Raw genomic sequence first — 15,613 nt, forward strand, 5'->3', positions numbered from 1 at the left:
TGGGACGGATCAGCCGCCGTTGTCGGCCTTGCGGCGACGGGTGGCGTAGAACACCGCACCGCCACCGACCACGGCCAGGCCGCCACCGATCGCGGCGATGACACCGGCGTTGGAGCCGCCACCGGTGAAGGCCAGGCCCGTGCCGTCGTCGCCGGCGTGGACGACGGCGGGGTCGGTGGAGTCCTCACGGGGGGCGGAGGCGGTGGGGGAGGCGGCCGCGCCGGTGGAGCCCGCACGGGAGGCCGAGGGGGTGGGGGAGACGGTGCTGCCGCTGGGCTGGGCGACCAGGCTCACCTGGACGCTGTTGTCGGCCGGGTTCGGGTCGAAGGACAGCGTGCTCGGCTTCGCGTTGTCGAGCTCGTAGGCGCTCACCAGGTAGGCCTGGGCGGTGGGCGCGGTGCTCGGGTCGACCTGGAGCTGGAAGTCGAAGCCGGTCTTGCTGCCCGCCGGGACCATGTAGGAGGCCCGGCAGATGTAGACCAGCGGGCTGGCCTTGTCGCGCAGGTAGCAGTCGGCCGGGGACTTGGTCACCGTCGAGCCCTGCGGCAGCACGACCCGCAGGTCGGCCGGGTCGTCGCCGCTGCCGCCGTAGATGATCGAGGCCGGGCCGTCGTTGCGCAGGCCGACCGAGAGGGTGCCCTGCTTGCCGTCGCCCTGCGGCGCCCAGCTGCCCAGCGCGACGAAGTTCGCGGTGTTGTCCGCGGAGACCTCGAGGTCGCCCAGGTTGTCGCCGGAGCGGCGCGGGGCGTGCAGCAGCGCGTCATCGGTGATCTTGGTGGCGGTCAGCGGCGTGCCGGTCCCGGCCCGGAGCTTGTACTGCTTGTTCCACTGCGGGTACTGGGCGTTGCGCGCGTCCTCGGTGGTGAAGACCGAGATCCCGCCGCGCACGGCGAAGGCGGTCTTGGTGACGCCGAGCTTGACCGGGTCGATCCGGTAGACCTCGCCGGGCGCGACGGCGGCGTCGACGATGCACTCGCCCACCGTCTCGGCGGGCAGCCGCGGGCTGCCGATCGTGTCGAGGACGCCGGTGACGGTGGCCGGGACGTCCGCGTACACGCAGTTCGCGGCGCGCTGGTCGGCCGCGAGCCCGTCCGGCAGCACGAACTCCAGGTAGAGCTTGCTGGTCGGCAGCTGACCGAGGTTGGCCACCTCGACGACCGGGGAGAGGGTGTCGCCCGGCTTCGCGTGGGAGACCTGGGGGAAGTCCTTGAGCTTCAGGTCGGGCCCGCCGACGGTGACCTTGAGGTCGGCGCTGGTTCCGGTCGCCTCGGCCGAGCTGAGGGCGACGTGCAGCACCCCGGTGGTGCCCGGCTTGACGCCCGGGGCCGCGGTCAGCCAGAGGTGGTCGCCGATGCCGGTACCGCCGGCCGGCAGGTGGGACTCGGTGCAGGTGGTGACCGCGCCCTGGGCGGTGCAGGTGGAGCCCTTGGCGTGGAAGTCGGCGATGCCGGCCAGCGCGCTCGCGTCGAAGGTGAGCTTCGCCTGGTCGATCTGGCTGCCCCCGGTGCTGCTGATGGAGACCTCCAGCAGGCTGTTCGAGTCCGACGCCGGGTCGGCCGGCGGCGTCAGCGGGATCTGCAGCGAGTTGGGCAGCCTGAGCTGGAGCGAGATGCCGGCGGCGTGCGCCGGGACGGCGGTGGCCGCGGCGGCCAGCAGGCCTGCCGCCGCCGTGCCGATGGCGGCCCGGCGGGTGCGGGTCGAGAACACAAGTCCCCCCTGAGTTGTAAAAGTTCAGGGGAGACCATAGGCCGCGGCGGTGACCGGTGGCACTCGGATAGAGCGGGAGCAAACGGTCATCGGTGGACATGCGGCGGGTTGCGGTTCACGATCTTTGGCAAATCGTGACCATTGATCAGGTTCCGTGCCGTCACCTTGTCGACAAACCGGCTCACCCGGTCCCCGTGGCGAGCTCCTCCTCGGTCTCGTCCTCCTCGGTGGCGGCCGGGGTCTCGCGGACCGCGGGCGGCTTGGGGCGCCGGGCGAAGAGTTCGGCGGGGGTGGGGATCCGGCCGGGGGTCGGGGAGGGGACGGGCGTGGAGGCGGCGGGGCGGCGGGGCTCGGTGGTCATGGGGACGGGTCCTCCTCCGGAGCGGGCGGGTTCGGGGCTGGGGACCGCCGTCAGATGGCGCGGGGCGGCGGGGCGGGGCAGGCCGGCGGTCAGCGCCAGGCGTTCGCGTACCGCCGCCTCGGCCAGTTCGTGGCAGCGGCCGGCCAGCCGGGAGCGGCGGGAGCGCTCGGCCGGGCCGCAGGGCTGGCGGCTCAGCGCGCGCAGCGCCGACAGGTCGTCGGGCTCGGGGAGGTAGCCGTCGGTGACGGCCTCCTCCAGGCGCTCCAGGTAGCCGCGGACGCTGCCGGGCAGCGCGGACCGGTAGCGGGCCAGTTCGGCCAGGAGGAAGGAGCGCAGTCGGCCGCCCTCCTGGGCGGCCTCGTCGATCGCCTCGGCCAGCCGGAGCGCCTCCTGGACGTCCTCCGCCCAGAGGACGGCCAGGTCGGCGCCCAGCGGCAGCCGGGCGGGGACAGCGGGGTGGAGGGCTTGGGCGAGGGCACGGCGCAGCACGCGCACTTCGTCGGCGCTGAAGGCCATGCCGCCGCGGGACCCGTGTGGCGTAGGCATGAGTTGACACTACGTGAGGAATATCCGATTTGTCGGAAGCCTCGCGCGGCGAAGACCCGGTTGGGTTATGCGGCCTTGTTCCGCTCGTAGACCAGCCGCAGGCCGATCAGCGTCAACCACGGTTCGTGCACGTCGATCGTGCCGGCCTCGCCCAGCACCAGCGGTGCGAGACCGCCGGTGGCGATCACCTGGACGTCCTCCGGGTCCTTGGGGGAGAGCTCCTGGGACATCCGGGTGACCAGCCCGTCCACCTGCCCGGCGAAGCCGTAGAGCACGCCGGACTGCATGCCCTCCACGGTGTTCTTGCCGATCACGTTGCGCGGCCGGGCCAGCTCGATCTTGCGCAGCTGGGCCCCGCGCACCCCGAGCGCCTCGACCGAGATCTCGATCCCGGGCGCGATCGCACCGCCCACGTAGTCGCCGCGCTCGTTGATCGCGTCGAAGGTGGTGGCGGTGCCGAAGTCGACCACGATGCACGGTCCCCCGTACAGGTGGTTGGCGGCCAGCGCGTTGACGATGCGGTCCGCGCCGACCTCCTTGGGGTTGTCCATCAGCACGTGCACCCCGGTCTTCACGCCCGGCGCCACCAGCACCGCCGGGACGTCGCCGTAGTAACGGCGGGTCACCTCACGCAGCTCGTGCAGCACGGCCGGGACCGAGGAGCAGATCGACAGCCCGTCCACCTGCTGGGCGTGCGGCCCCATCAACCCGTTCATCAGCACCGCCAGTTCGTCGGCGGTGCGGCGCGGGTCGGTGGAGATCCGCCAGTGTTCGGCGACCTCCTCGCCGTCGAACAGGCCGAGCGTGGTCTGGGTGTTGCCGACGTCGATGGTGAGGAGCATGGGGTGCTTTCTCCAGTGAGTCCGGGCCAGTCGAGACCGGGCCAGTTGAGTCCGAGTCGGGTGAGTCCGGGTCAGGAGCGCAGATCCAGGCCGATGTCCAGGATCGGCGCCGAGTGGGTGAGCGCGCCGACTGCCAGGAAGTCGACACCAGTCTCGGCGACCTCGCGCGCGGTGGCCAGGGTCAGACCGCCGGAAGCCTCCAACTTGGCCCGGCCGGCCACCAGCTGGACGGCCTCCTTGAGCTCGCCGACCGAGAAGTTGTCCAGCAGGATCAGGTCCGCGCCGGCCTCCAGCACCGGCGGGATCTGCTCCAGGGTGTCCACCTCGACCTCCACCGGCAGCTCCGGGTAGGCGGCCTTGACGGCCCGGAAGGCCTCGGCCACGCCGCCGGCGGCGACCACGTGGTTGTCCTTGATCAGCGCGGCGTCGGAGAGCGCCATCCGGTGGTTCATGCCGCCGCCGCAGCGCACCGCGTACTTCTGCAGGGCCCGCAGGCCCGGGTGGGTCTTGCGGGTGTCGCGGACCACCGCGCCGGTGCCCTCCAGCAGGTCGCTCCACTGCCGGGTGGCGGTGGCGATGCCGGACAGGTGGCAGAGCAGGTTGAGCGCGCTGCGCTCGGCGGTCAGCAGGTCGCGGGTGCGGCTGCGCACCGAGAGCAGCACCTGCCCGGCCGCCACCAGGTCGCCGTCCTCGACGTGCCGCTCGACCTCGAACTCCTCCTCGCAGATCAGCGAGACCACGGCCTCGGCGATCCGCAGGCCCGCCACCACACCGGCCTCGCGGGCGGTGAAGTCGGCGGTGGCCACGGCCTCGGCGGGCACGGTGGCCACCGAGGTGACGTCCTCACCGCCGGCCAGGTCCTCGGCCAGCGCCAGGGTGGCGATGTCCTCGACCTCGACCGGGTCCAGACCCGCCTGCTCCAGCAACTCGGCCAGCGCCGGGTCCAGGCCGGTCTCGTAGCCCTCGTCGTCGCCGCAGGCGCAGCCGTCGCCGCAGCCGCCCTGGTCGGCCAGCGGGAGTTCCTCGTGCGAGTGGGCCGCGGTGGAATCAGACATGGGGTCAGTGCTCCTTGGAGATGCGGATGCCGTCGGCGTCCAGGGTGGTGATCAGGTGACGCCGCCACTGGGCGTCGTCCCGCTCGGGGTAGTCCTCGCGCCAGTGGCAGCCGCGGGTCTCCGCGCGCTGCTCGGCGGCCGCGACCAGGGCGGTGGCGACCAGCAGCAGGTTGGCCGCCTCCCAGGTCTCCACCCGGGGGTCGGCCGGCTTCTGCTCGCTGCTCTGCTCGGCGGCGGCGCGCTCGAGCGCGGCCAGGCCCGCGGCGGCCTGCGCCATCGAGGCCGCCGAGCGCAGCACGCCGGCGCCGCGCGACATCAGGTGCTGCACGGCGGCCCGGGCCTCGGGGGCCGGCAGCGGGACGGTACGGGCGGCCCGCGCGGCGGCCACGTCCACCGACCGCTCGGGCAGCTCGCCGGCCTGGTGGCGTTCGGTCAGGTCGGCCGCGATCCGCTCGGCGAAGACGAGGCCCTCGAGCAGCGAGTTGGAGGCCAGCCGGTTGGCGCCGTGCACGCCGGTGCAGGCCACCTCGCCGCAGGCGTACAGGCCCGGCACCGAGGTGCGCCCGTGCAGGTCGGTGCGGACCCCGCCGGAGGCGTGGTGCGCGGCCGGGGCGATCGGGATCAGGTCGGTGACCGGGTCGATGCCGTGCGCCAGGCAGGAGGCCAGGATGGTCGGGAACCGCTCGGCCCACATCTCGGCGCCGAAGTGCCGCCCGTCCAGGTACATGTGGTCGGTGCCCTGGAGCTGCATCTGACGGGTGATCGCCTTGGTCACGATGTCGCGCGGCGCCAGCTCGTTGAGCTCGTGCTGCCCGACCATGAAGCGGGTGCCCGCGGCGTCCACCAGGTAGGCGCCCTCGCCGCGGACCGCCTCGGAGACCAGCGGCTGCTGGCCCTCGGCCTCCGGGCCGAGCCAGAGCACCGTCGGGTGGAACTGGACGAACTCCAGGTCCGCCGCCTCGGCGCCGGCCCGCAGCGCCAGTGCGACGCCGTCGCCGGTGGAGACCGGCGGATTGGTGGTGGCCTCGAAGACCTGGCCCATGCCGCCGGTGGCCAGCACCACGGCCTTGGCGCGGATCGCGCCCACCCCGTCGCGCTGCCCCTCGCCCATCACGTGCAGGGTCAGGCCGGCCGCGTGGCCCTCGGCGTCGGTGAGCAGGTCGAGCACCAGCGCGTGCTCGACCAGTTCCAGCCCCGGGTCGCTGCGCACGGCGGCGACCAGGGCGCGTGATATCTCGGCCCCCGTCGCGTCGCCGCCCGCGTGCACGATCCGGCGCCGGTGGTGGCCGCCCTCCCGGGTGAGCAGGATCTCGCCGGCCGGGTCGGTGTCGAAGGCCGCGCCCTTGGCGATCAGCCGGCGGACCGCATCCGGGCCCTCGGTGACCAGGGCGCGTACGGCCGCCTCGTCGCAGACCCCGGCGCCGGCGACCAGGGTGTCGTCCAGGTGCTGCTCGGGGGTGTCGCCCTCGCCCAGGGCGGCGGCGATGCCGCCCTGGGCCCAGCGGGTGGAGCCGTCGTCCAGCATCGCCTTGGTGACCACCGTCACCCGCAGGCCCGCCTGCCGCACCCCCAGCGCGGCGGTGAGTCCGGCCACGCCGGAGCCGACCACCACCACGTCGGTGGTGGCGGTCCAGCCAGGGGCGGGGGCGGTGAGTCGGTGGGTCACAGCTGGCTCCTAGAGGGTGTGGACGGCGTCGCCGCGCAGGGTGTCCGTCCCCGGCAGGGCTTCGGCGGGGTCGGCCCCGGTCCCGGTGATCTTGTTCTCGGCATCCACGAAGACCACCTTGGGCTGGTACGCCCTGGCCTCGGCGGTGTCCATCTGCCCGTAGGCGATCAGGATCACCAGGTCGCCGGGGTGGACCAGGCGGGCGGCGGCGCCGTTGATGCCGATCACGCCGGTGCCGCGCGGACCCGCGATGGTGTACGTCTCCAGCCGGGCGCCGTTGTTGATGTCCACGATGTGGACCAGCTCGCCGGGCAGGATGTCGGCGGCGTCGAGCAGGTCCTGGTCCACCGTCACCGAGCCGACGTAGTGCAGGTCGGCCTGGGTGACGGTGGCACGGTGGATCTTGGACTTGAACATGGTGCGGAGCATGGGTCACGCCTCCTGTGAGTGCATGCCTGAGGGTTTACTACCGAACAATGATGCGGACGTTGTCGATGAGACGGGTCGAGCCCACCTTGGCGGCAGCGGCCAGCACCGCCTCGCCCTGGAAGTCGTCCGCCGCCTCGACGAAGTCGTGCGGGTCGATCAGGGCGAGGTAGTCGAGGTCGAGGCCGTCGGCCGCGTCGAGGACCTTCGCGGCCGCCTCGCGGACCGCCGCCGGGCCCTGGGCCGCCGCGTCGCGGCCGGCGAACAGCGCCCGGGAGAGCGCCAGGGCTTGCTCGCGCTCGGCCTCGGAGAGGTAGCGGTTGCGGGAGGACAGCGCCAGCCCGTCGGCCTCGCGGATGGTCGGCACGCCGACGATCTCCACGTCGAAGTCGAGGTCGGCCACCATCCGCTGGATGATCGCCAGCTGCTGGGCGTCCTTCTCGCCGAAGAAGGCGTAGTCGGGGTCGGTGATGTGCAGCAGCTTGGCCACCACGGTCAGCACCCCGTCGAAGTGGCCGGGCCGGGTGGCGCCCTCGAACCGCTCGCCCATCGGGCCGGCGGTCAGCCGGACCTGCGGGTCGCCGTTCGGGTAGACCTCCTCGACCAGCGGGGCGAAGACCACGTCGGCACCGCTCTCCTCGGCGAGCCGGACGTCGGCGGCCAGCGTGCGCGGGTAGCGGTCCAGGTCCTCGTTCGCGCCGAACTGCAGCGGGTTGACGAAGACCGTGACGGCCACCCGGCCCTCGGCGCCGACCGCCTTGCGCGCCGCCCGGATCAGCGCGGCGTGGCCCTCGTGCAGCGCGCCCATGGTCATCACCACCGCGTTGTCCACCGGGCGCTCGTCCGGCCAGAAGGCCGACTCGAAGTCGTCCACGGTGTGGGTGAGCTGGGTCTTTCGGGCTTTGGGAGCCTTGGCGGCGGGCTTGGGGCGGGCCATCGGTCAATTCTCCTCGTTGAGTACGTCCAGCAGCGCGGCCGCCGCTTCGTCCTTCAGCGTCCCGTGCGCCAGCGCGCGCTGGGCGGTGGCCTTCGCCATCGCCCGGTAGGCGGCCGGGATGTCCGGGGACACGGTACTGAGCTGGTCCAGGTGGCGGCGCACCGTCCCCGCATCGCCGCGGGCCACCGGGCCGGTCAGCGCGGCGTCCCCGGAGCGCAGGCTGTTGTCCAGGGCGGCGCCGAGCAGCGGGCCGAGCAACCGGCCCGGCTCGGCCACACCGGCCGTCCGCAGCAGCTCCATCGCCTGGGCGACCAGGGTGACCAGGTGGTTCGCGCCGTGCGCCAGGGCGGTGTGGTAGAGCGCGCGGACCTCCTCGGGGACCCACTCGGGCTCGCCGCCCATCTCCACCACCAGGGCCTCGGCCACCGGCCGCATCTCCTCGGGCGCGGTCACCCCGAACGGGCAGCCGGCGAGGCGGGCCAGGTCCACCGAGGTGCCGGTGAAGGTCATCGCCGGGTGCAGGGCCAGCGGCAGCGCGCCGACCCGGGTGGCGGGAGCCAGGATGCCGACGCCGTGCGCGCCGGAGGTGTGCACCAGCAGCTGGCCGGGGCGGATCGCGCCGGTGGCGGCCAGGCCGGCGACCAGGTCGGCCAGCGCGTCGTCCGGCACGGTCAGCAGCACCAGGTCGGCGGCGGCCAGCACCTGCGGGGGCGTCACCAGCCGGACCCCGGGCAGCAGCGCCTCGGCGCGACGACGGGAGACCGCCGAGACCCCGGAGGCGGCCACCACCTGGTGGCCGGCCAGCTGCAGGGCGGCGCCCAGGGCGGGGCCGACCCGGCCGGTGCCGACCACGCCCACGGCGAGGCGCGCGGGGCGGTCGGCGGGGTCGCGGGGGTCGGTCTCAGGGAAGTCGAACACTGCGTTCCAGTCCTCTACGGGTACCAGACGGTCCGTCCCATCCTACGGGTGTGTGAGGGGTGCTAACCGTGGCCGCCGGCGCGGACCAGGCCGGCCTCGTAGGCGAGGACCACGGCCTGGACCCGGTCGCGCAGGCCCAGCTTGGCCAGGATGCGGCCGACGTGGGTCTTCACGGTGGCCTCGGACAGGACCAGGCCCGCCGCGATCTCGCTGTTCGACAGCCCCTGGGCGACCAGCAGGAAGACCTCCCGCTCCCGCTCGGTGAGCGGCTCCAGGGCCGGCGGCCCGGCCGGGGTCTGCGGCGCCGGCAGCACCTCGGCGAAACGGTCGATCATCCGCCGGGTGGTGGTCGGCGCCACCACCGCGTCGCCCGCGTGCACCGAGCGGATCGCGGCCACCAGCTCCGGCGGCGGCACGTCCTTCAGCAGGAACCCGCTGGCCCCGGCCTTGAGCGCGGCGAAGGCGTACTCGTCCAGGTCGAAGGTGGTCAGGATGAGCACCTTGGGCGCGTCCGGCCGCGGCTGCCCGTCGGCGTCCAGGCAGATCCGCCGGGTGGCCTGCACCCCGTCCAGCCGCGGCATCCGGACGTCCATCAGCACCACGTCGATCGGGGCGTCCGCCGGGACACCGGAGAGCACCTCCACGGCCTGCGCCCCGTCGCCCGCCTCGGCGGCGATCTCGATGTCGGCCTGGGAGGCCAGCACCATCCGGAACCCGGTGCGCAGCAGCTCCTGGTCGTCGACGAGCATCACACGGATCGTCACCTGGGTTCGACTCCTCTGCTTGGCAGCTGCTCGGCAGCTACTTGGCGGTCTTGAGCGGCAGGACGGCGCGGATCCGGAAACCGCCGCCGGGTCGCGGCCCGGCGTCCAGGCTGCCGCTGACCATACCGATCCGCTCGCGCATCCCGATCAGACCGTGCCCCTGGCCGTCGGCGCCGCCGCGGGCCAGCTGTTCGTCGGTGCTGCCGCGCCCGTCGTCCTCGATCAGCACGTTGAGGTCGCGGTCGCCGAAGTCCACCGCGACCCGGGCGCTCACATTGGGCCCGCCGTGCTTGCGGACGTTGGTGAGCGCCTCCTGGACGATCCGGTAGACCGTCAGCTCGACCCCGCGCGGCAGTTCGCGCGGCTCGCCGGAGGTGGAGAACTCCACCGGCAGCCCGGCGGTGCGGACCTGCTCCAGCAGTTCCGGCAGTTCCTCGACGCTGGGCTGGGGCACGTACTCCTCGGCGGCGTCGGCGCTGCGCAGCACGCCGAGCAGCCGGCGCATCTCGACCAGCGCCTGGCGGCCGGTGGAGGCGATGGTGGCCAGCGCCTCCTTGGCCTGGTGCGGGGAGTTGTCCATCACGTAGGCGGCGCCGTCGGCCTGAACGATCATCACCGAGACGTTGTGCGCCACCACGTCGTGCAGTTCGCGGGCGATCCTGGCCCGCTCGGCGGCCACCGCCACCTTGGCCTGGGCGTCCCGCTCGCGTTCCAGCCGCTCGGCGCGGTCCTCCAGCTCCACCAGGTAGGCCCGGCGCACCCGGGTGAGTCGGCCCCAGGCCCAGCAGAGGACGAACGGGGTGGAGAGCAGCGCGGAGGTGAAGGCCAGGCCCCAGAAGCTGTTGCCGCCGGGCGGGCCGCCGTCCGAGGTCTTGTGGAAGCTGTGCACGGTGAGCGGGCCGGAGAGCAGGCCGCCGGCCAGCGCCAGCCGGGAGATCCACGGCCGGCCGAAGGCGGCCCCGGTGTAGACGAAGACCAGGTAGCCGATGGAGGAGCCGGACGGGTCGACGTTGGCCGCCACCTGGGCAAGGCCGAGCAGCAGCGCCGCGGTCACCGTGACGTCCGGCCAGCGGCGGCGGACCACCATCAGGAGGGCGATCAGCAGCGCGGTGAGGATGCTGGTCAGCCGGTAGGAGCCCGCGTTGGTGTCGTTGGACACGGCGAAGAGGAAGAGCACGATGGACGCCCAGGCGCCATCGACCACCATGGGGTGTCCGCGAAGCCAGGCGTTCAGTCGATGCACATGACCAGCCTAGGCAGTCGCGGGGTGCCCTCCCGTCCACCGCGAGGGCGATCCCTGTCTCGTCCGCAGGTCGGAGCCCGGTACCGTCGCGGGCATGAGCTGGATGCGCTGGCGACCCGCCATGGAGCAGGCCCTGTACGGGGACGGGGGCTTCTACCGGCGTCCGGAGGGGCCGGCCGGGCACTTCAGGACCTCGGTGCACGCCTCGCCGCTGTTCGCCCGGGCGGTCGGCCGGCTACTGCTGGAGGTGGACGAGGCGCTCGGCCACCCCGAGGAGATCGCCCTGATCGACGTCGGGGCCGGTCGCGGCGAGCTGGTGGCGCAGCTGGCCGGTCTGCTGCCGGGTCGGCTGCGCGCCTACGGGGTGGAACTGGCGGCCCGCCCGGACGGGCTGCCGGCCGAGGTGCGGTGGACCGAGCGGGTGCCGGCCGGCGCGGTCGGGTTGCTGTTCGCCAACGAGTGGCTGGACAACGTGCCGCTGGACCTCGCCGAGCGGGACGGGGACGGGGCGCTGCGCTACCTGGAGGTCGACGCCTCGGGTCAGGAGCGGTTGGGCGGGCCGCTGACCCCGCAGGACGCCGGCTGGGCCGAGCGGTGGTGGCCCGAGGGCGACCGGATCGAGCTGGGCCGGACCAGGGACGAGGCCTGGGCGGCCGCGGTGGGCTCGCTGGAGCGCGGGCTCGCGGTGGCGGTGGATTACGCGCACGGGAAGTCGGATCGGCCGACTTTCGGCACCCTGACCGGCTTCCGGAACGGGCGCGAGGTGTCCCCCGTGCCGGACGGTGGCTGCGATCTGACCGCGCATGTCGCGCTGGACGCGGCGGCCGTGCCGGGTATCCACAGCCTGTGGACAACTCAGCGCGAGGCGCTGCGGGCGCTGGGTGTGGACGGGACCCGGCCGCCGCTCGCGCAGGCCTCCAGCGACCCGGCCGGATACGTCCGGGCGCTGGCCGCCGCGGGCGAGGCGGCGGAGCTGACCGCGAGCGGCGGGCTCGGCGGCTTCGGCTGGCTGGTCCAGGCCGTCCGCATGCCGGAACCGGCGAGCCTGGCGGGGCTGCCGGGGTGGCAGACTCTGGAGGCATGAGCACTCTCAGGGAGACCGTGGTCGGCGTCGGCGCCGGTGTGGAGAACACCGCGACCGACATGGTGCTGAACATCGGCCCGCAGCACCCGGCCACCCATGGCGTGCTGCGGCTCAAGCTGGTGCTGGACGGGGAACGGATCGTCTCGGCCGAGCCGATCATCGGCTACATGCACCGCGGCGCCGAGAAGCTCTTCGAGGCCCGGGACTACCGGCAGATCATCATGCTGGCCAACCGGCACGACTGGCTCTCCGCCTTCGCCAACGAACTGGGCGTGGTGCTCGCCGTCGAGCGGATGCTCGGCATGGAGGTCCCCGAGCGCGCGGTCTGGACCCGGACCCTGCTCGCCGAGCTCAACCGGGTGCTCAACCACCTGATGTTCATCGGCTCCTACCCGCTGGAGCTGGGCGGCATCACCCCGGTCTTCTACGCCTTCACCAGCCGCGAGGAGCTCCAGCACGTGCTGGAGGAGGCCAGCGGCGGCCGGATGCACTACATGTTCAACCGGGTCGGCGGCCTCAAGGAGGACCTGCCGGCCGGCTGGCTGGGCCGGGTCCGGGCGGCCGTCGCCGCCGTGCGCGCCCAGCTGCCGGTCTACCAGGACCTGGTGCTCGGCAACGAGATCTTCCGGGCCCGCACCGCCGGGGTCGGCGTGCTCTCCGCCGAGCACGTGAAGGCCTACGGCGTCACCGGGCCGATCGCCCGGGCCAGCGGCGTCGACTTCGACCTGCGCCGGGACGAGCCCTACCTGGCCTACGGCGAGCTGCAGGACGTGCTCACCGTGGCGGTCCGCGAGGAGGGCGACTGCCTGGCCCGGTTCGAGTGCCTGCTCGAGCAGACCGAGAACTCGCTGGACCTGGCCGACGCCTGCCTGGACCGGCTGGCCGGCCTGCCCGCCGGGCCGGTCAACCTGCGGCTGCCCAAGGTGCTGAAGGCCCCCGAGGGCGAGACCTACGCCTGGACCGAGAACCCGCTCGGGGTCAACGGCTACTACCTGGTCTCGCGCGGCGACAAGACGCCGTGGCGGCTCAAGCTCCGCTCGGCGTCCTTCAACAACATCCAGGCGCTCACCGAGCTGCTGCCCGGCACCCTGGTGGCGGACATGGTGGCGATCCTGGGGTCGATGTTCTTCGTGGTCGGCGACATCGACAAGTAGGGCGGTACCGACAAGTAGCGGCTACTTCTTCTTGGCGCGCTTCGGGTCGGCAGGGTGGGGCGCCAGCTTGCGGTCGCCCTTGGCCGCGATCCGCTGCTCGCAGAGCTCGGCCAGCACCGCGTAGGCGGCCGGGCCCATCAGCTCGGTCAGCTCCGGGCGGTAGCTCACGTACACCGGCTCGGCGCCCTGGTGCGCCTCCGGGCTGCTGGTGCACCACCAGTGCAGGTCGTGGCCGCCCGGACCCCAGCCGCGGCGGTCGTACTCGCCGATCGAGACCTGCAGGTAGCGGGTGTCGTCCGGGCGGTCGATCCAGTCGTAGGTGCGGCGGATCGGCAGCTGCCAGCAGACGTCCGGCTTGGTCTCCAGCGGCTCCTTGCCCTCCTTGAGCGCCAGGGTGTGCAGCGCGCAGCCCTGGCCGCCGGCGAAGCCGGGCCGGTTGAGGAAGATGCAGGCGCCGTCCACCCGGCGGGTCTGCCGGTCGCCGTCCTCGTCCAGCATGGTGATGCCGCCGTCGAGCTTGAGCCGGCCCTTCTTGTCGGTGCCCTCGGCGAAGTACTGCCAGGTCTCGGGGGTGAGCCGCTCGGCGTGCCCGATCACCCGCTGCTCGTCCTCCTCGTCCGAGTAGTGCGCGCCGAGCGTGCAGCAGCCGTCGGACTCGCCGCGGCCGGGGCGGATGCCGTGGCAGCCCTGGCCGAAGATGCAGCCCCAGCGCGAGGTCAACCAGGTCAGATCGCAGCGGAAGACCTGCTCCTCGTCGGCCGGGTCGGCGAACTCGACCCAGGCGCGGGGGAAGTCCAGCCCGACCTCGGGGAGGGGCTTCTTACGGGTGGGGGTGGGGATGTCAATGGCGGCCACCCGGCAAGAGTAGGGCAGCCGGGTGGCCGTCCGCGTTGTCCGCGCCCGGCAGGTCAGGCGCGCAGGAAGGACTCCAGGGCGGTGGCGAAGTGCACCGGGGTCTCGTACTGCGGGTAGTGGCCGGCGGCGGGCAGCACCTCGAGTTCGGCCTGCGGGAAGAGCTGCAGCCAGGTGTCGCGCATCAGCTCGGGGGTGAGCGCCAGGTCGTGCTCGCCGACGAAGACCTTGACCGGCAGGGTGAGGCCGGTCAGCTTCTCGGTGTAGTCCTGGCCGGTCCACTCCTCCAGGTACGCGGCGAAGGCGTCCACCCGGGAAGTGGCGGTGGAGCGGGCCACCATCCGGTCCAGCCACACGGCGTTCGCCCGCTGCCCGGTGACCAGGTCGAGGATCATCCGGCGGGCCACCGGGTTCTGCGGGGCGGCGTGGAACAGTTCGTCCGCCTCGCCCTCCAGCGGGTACCGGGCGGCCGGCACCGGCGTCACCCCGGCCAGCTTGCGCACCCGCTCCGGTGCCAGCGCCAGCACCAGCTGCGCGGCCTTGGCCCCCATCGAGTGCCCGACCAGCGAGAAGCGGTCCCAGCCCAGTTCGTCGGCGAGCGCCAGCACGTCCGCGGCGATCTCGTCGAGCGTGAAGTCGCCGGGCACGTCGACCCGGTCGCCGTAGCCGCGGTAGTCGAGCATCGCGTAGCCGAAGCTGGTGCGGTCCAGGTAGTCCAGGAACGGGCCCCAGCCGGCGGTGGTGCCGAACCAGTCGTGCAGGACGATGACCTTGTGCTCGCCGGCACCCAGGCGGCGGTGACTGATCGTCATATGAGAAGGCTCCCAGGGGATGAGGGGTGGTCAGCAGGCCCAGGCTGGCGCCGGATCGGCTCGCTCGGCAATCGAACAGGCGGGATTTCCCCAGGTGCGGTGGCGTAGCGTGGTGAATTATGCGACTCGGTGTGCTCGACGTAGGTTCCAACACCGTCCACTTCCTCGTGGTGGACGCCCACCCCGGTGCCGCGCCGCTGCCCGCCTACTCGCACAAGGCGGAGCTGCGGCTGGCCGAACTCCTGGACGACCAGGGGGCGATCCGCGAGGACGGGGTGCGGCGACTGGTCGACCACGTCTCCTCCTCGCTGCGGGTGGCCGAGGACAAGGGCGTGGTGGACCTGCTGCCGTTCGCCACCTCCGCGGTGCGCGAGGCCGCCAACGGCGAGGCCGTGCTCAAGCGGGTGCAGGACGAGACCGGCGTCGAGCTGCAGGTGCTCTCCGGACAGGACGAGGCGCGGCTGACCTTCCTGGCGGTGCGCCGCTGGTTCGGCTGGTCCTCCGGGCGGCTGCTCGACCTCGACATCGGCGGCGGCTCGCTGGAGATCGCCTGCGGGATCGACGAGCAGCCGGACACCGCGATCTCGCTGCCGCTCGGCGCCGGCCGGCTGACCGCCGCCTGGCTGCCCGGCGACCTGGCCGATCCGGAGGCGGTGCGCGACCTGCGCCGCCACATCCGGGCCGAGATCGCCACCGTGGTCGGCGAGGTGGCCAGACTCGGCGCACCGGACCACTCGGTGGCCACCTCCAAGACCTTCAAGCAGCTGGCCCGGATGACCGGCGCGGCCCCGGCCGAGGCCGGCCTGCGGGTGCCGCGCAAGCTCACCCGCAGCGGACTGGCCGCCTGGCTTCCCCGCCTGGCCGCGATGACCACCGCCGAGCGGGCCCGGATCCCGGGCGTCTCCGAGGGCCGGGCGAGACAGCTGCTGGCCGGCGCGCTGGTGGCCGACGGGGCGATGGACCTGTTCGGCCTGGACGAGCTGGACATCTGCCCGTGGGCGCTGCGCGAGGGCATCATCCTGCGCCGACTGGACAGCCTGGACGGACAGTCCGCACGCTGACCGCGGTGCTGCGCGGCAGGGCGAGCCACCCGATCACCGAGCGCTGCGCATAACCTGTTTGCGTGGAGGACGAGGACCCGCCCCAGGCGAGTGCCCGCCCGCGGCGCCGGGCCCAGCGGGCGGACGAGGTGCGGGCGGGTGAGCCGCGCGCCCGGGCGACCCGGGGGGCCGGACGGCGGGCGCGC

Annotated in this window: 15 protein-coding genes; 3 read left to right on the top strand and 12 right to left on the bottom strand. The window is 73.4% G+C overall.

The annotated features are described in order from the left end of the window. Nucleotides 1–9: 9 nt before the first annotated feature. The 10 genes from BR98_RS25445 to BR98_RS25490 all read right to left on the bottom strand — a co-directional run bounded on the left by BR98_RS25445 (nt 10) and on the right by BR98_RS25490 (nt 10,465). Nucleotides 10–1,707: a hypothetical protein gene (locus BR98_RS25445; protein ID WP_035847823.1), complete on the bottom strand. Its 1,698-nt coding sequence runs from the start codon at nt 1,705–1,707 to the stop codon at nt 10–12. Nucleotides 1,708–1,888: 181 nt separating this feature from the next. After that, a complete protein-coding gene (locus BR98_RS25450; RefSeq protein WP_198042280.1) occupies nt 1,889–2,614 on the bottom strand; it encodes a hypothetical protein in 726 nt (241 codons plus the stop codon). A gap of 65 nt (nt 2,615–2,679) precedes the next feature. After that, entirely contained in the window at nt 2,680–3,456 is a 777-nt protein-coding gene (locus BR98_RS25455; RefSeq protein WP_035847826.1) for a type III pantothenate kinase, read from the bottom strand. A 71-nt stretch (nt 3,457–3,527) separates the two neighbouring features. Further along, nucleotides 3,528–4,511: a carboxylating nicotinate-nucleotide diphosphorylase gene (nadC, locus tag BR98_RS25460; RefSeq protein ID WP_035847829.1), complete on the bottom strand. Its 984-nt coding sequence runs from the start codon at nt 4,509–4,511 to the stop codon at nt 3,528–3,530. 4 nt (nt 4,512–4,515) lie between these two features. Then, nucleotides 4,516–6,177, bottom strand: coding sequence for an L-aspartate oxidase (locus tag BR98_RS25465; protein ID WP_035847832.1), 1,662 nt, complete (start codon nt 6,175–6,177; stop codon nt 4,516–4,518). 9 nt (nt 6,178–6,186) lie between these two features. Further along, the gene (gene panD, locus BR98_RS25470) at nt 6,187–6,606 is read right to left on the bottom strand and encodes an aspartate 1-decarboxylase (RefSeq protein WP_035847834.1); all 420 of its coding nucleotides are present in this window, start codon (nt 6,604–6,606) and stop codon (nt 6,187–6,189) included. 37 nt (nt 6,607–6,643) lie between these two features. Next, the gene (panC, locus tag BR98_RS25475) at nt 6,644–7,540 is read right to left on the bottom strand and encodes a pantoate--beta-alanine ligase (RefSeq protein WP_035847836.1); all 897 of its coding nucleotides are present in this window, start codon (nt 7,538–7,540) and stop codon (nt 6,644–6,646) included. A 3-nt stretch (nt 7,541–7,543) separates the two neighbouring features. Continuing rightward, nucleotides 7,544–8,458, bottom strand: coding sequence for a Rossmann-like and DUF2520 domain-containing protein (locus BR98_RS25480; protein ID WP_035847838.1), 915 nt, complete (start codon nt 8,456–8,458; stop codon nt 7,544–7,546). Between the two features lie 62 nt (nt 8,459–8,520). Next, nucleotides 8,521–9,222 carry a response regulator gene (locus BR98_RS25485; protein WP_035847840.1) on the bottom strand — a complete coding sequence of 234 codons (702 nt, stop codon included), beginning with the start codon at nt 9,220–9,222 and terminating at the stop codon, nt 8,521–8,523. A gap of 37 nt (nt 9,223–9,259) precedes the next feature. Then, complete coding sequence (locus tag BR98_RS25490; protein WP_035847841.1) at nt 9,260–10,465, bottom strand: sensor histidine kinase; 1,206 nt, start codon at nt 10,463–10,465, stop codon at nt 9,260–9,262. A 94-nt stretch (nt 10,466–10,559) separates the two neighbouring features. Between BR98_RS25490 and BR98_RS25495 the strand changes: the two genes are divergently transcribed. Both BR98_RS25495 and BR98_RS25500 read left to right on the top strand, forming a co-directional pair. Then, a complete protein-coding gene (locus tag BR98_RS25495) occupies nt 10,560–11,549 on the top strand; it encodes an SAM-dependent methyltransferase (protein ID WP_035847843.1) in 990 nt (329 codons plus the stop codon). After that, the gene (locus tag BR98_RS25500) at nt 11,546–12,703 is read left to right on the top strand and encodes an NADH-quinone oxidoreductase subunit D (RefSeq protein ID WP_035847846.1); all 1,158 of its coding nucleotides are present in this window, start codon (nt 11,546–11,548) and stop codon (nt 12,701–12,703) included. Before BR98_RS25495 ends, BR98_RS25500 begins: the two co-directional genes overlap by 4 nt. A gap of 21 nt (nt 12,704–12,724) precedes the next feature. Here the strand turns inward: BR98_RS25500 and BR98_RS25505 are convergent, their stop codons facing one another. Beyond that, on the bottom strand, nt 12,725–13,558 hold the full coding sequence (locus BR98_RS25505; RefSeq protein ID WP_035847849.1) for a hypothetical protein: 834 nt from the start codon (nt 13,556–13,558) through the stop codon (nt 12,725–12,727). A 53-nt stretch (nt 13,559–13,611) separates the two neighbouring features. Beyond that, a complete protein-coding gene (locus tag BR98_RS25510; protein WP_035847851.1) occupies nt 13,612–14,367 on the bottom strand; it encodes an alpha/beta fold hydrolase in 756 nt (251 codons plus the stop codon). Between the two features lie 119 nt (nt 14,368–14,486). Here BR98_RS25510 and BR98_RS25515 point away from each other — a divergent pair, with 119 nt between their 5' ends. Continuing rightward, nucleotides 14,487–15,428 (top strand): Ppx/GppA phosphatase family protein, encoded by a 942-nt coding sequence (locus tag BR98_RS25515; protein ID WP_035847853.1) that lies wholly within the window; start codon nt 14,487–14,489, stop codon nt 15,426–15,428. Nucleotides 15,429–15,613: the final 185 nt, after the last annotated feature.

It is taken from the genome of Kitasatospora azatica KCTC 9699 (assembly GCF_000744785.1).
Taxonomy (GTDB): Bacteria; Actinomycetota; Actinomycetes; order Streptomycetales; family Streptomycetaceae; genus Kitasatospora; species Kitasatospora azatica.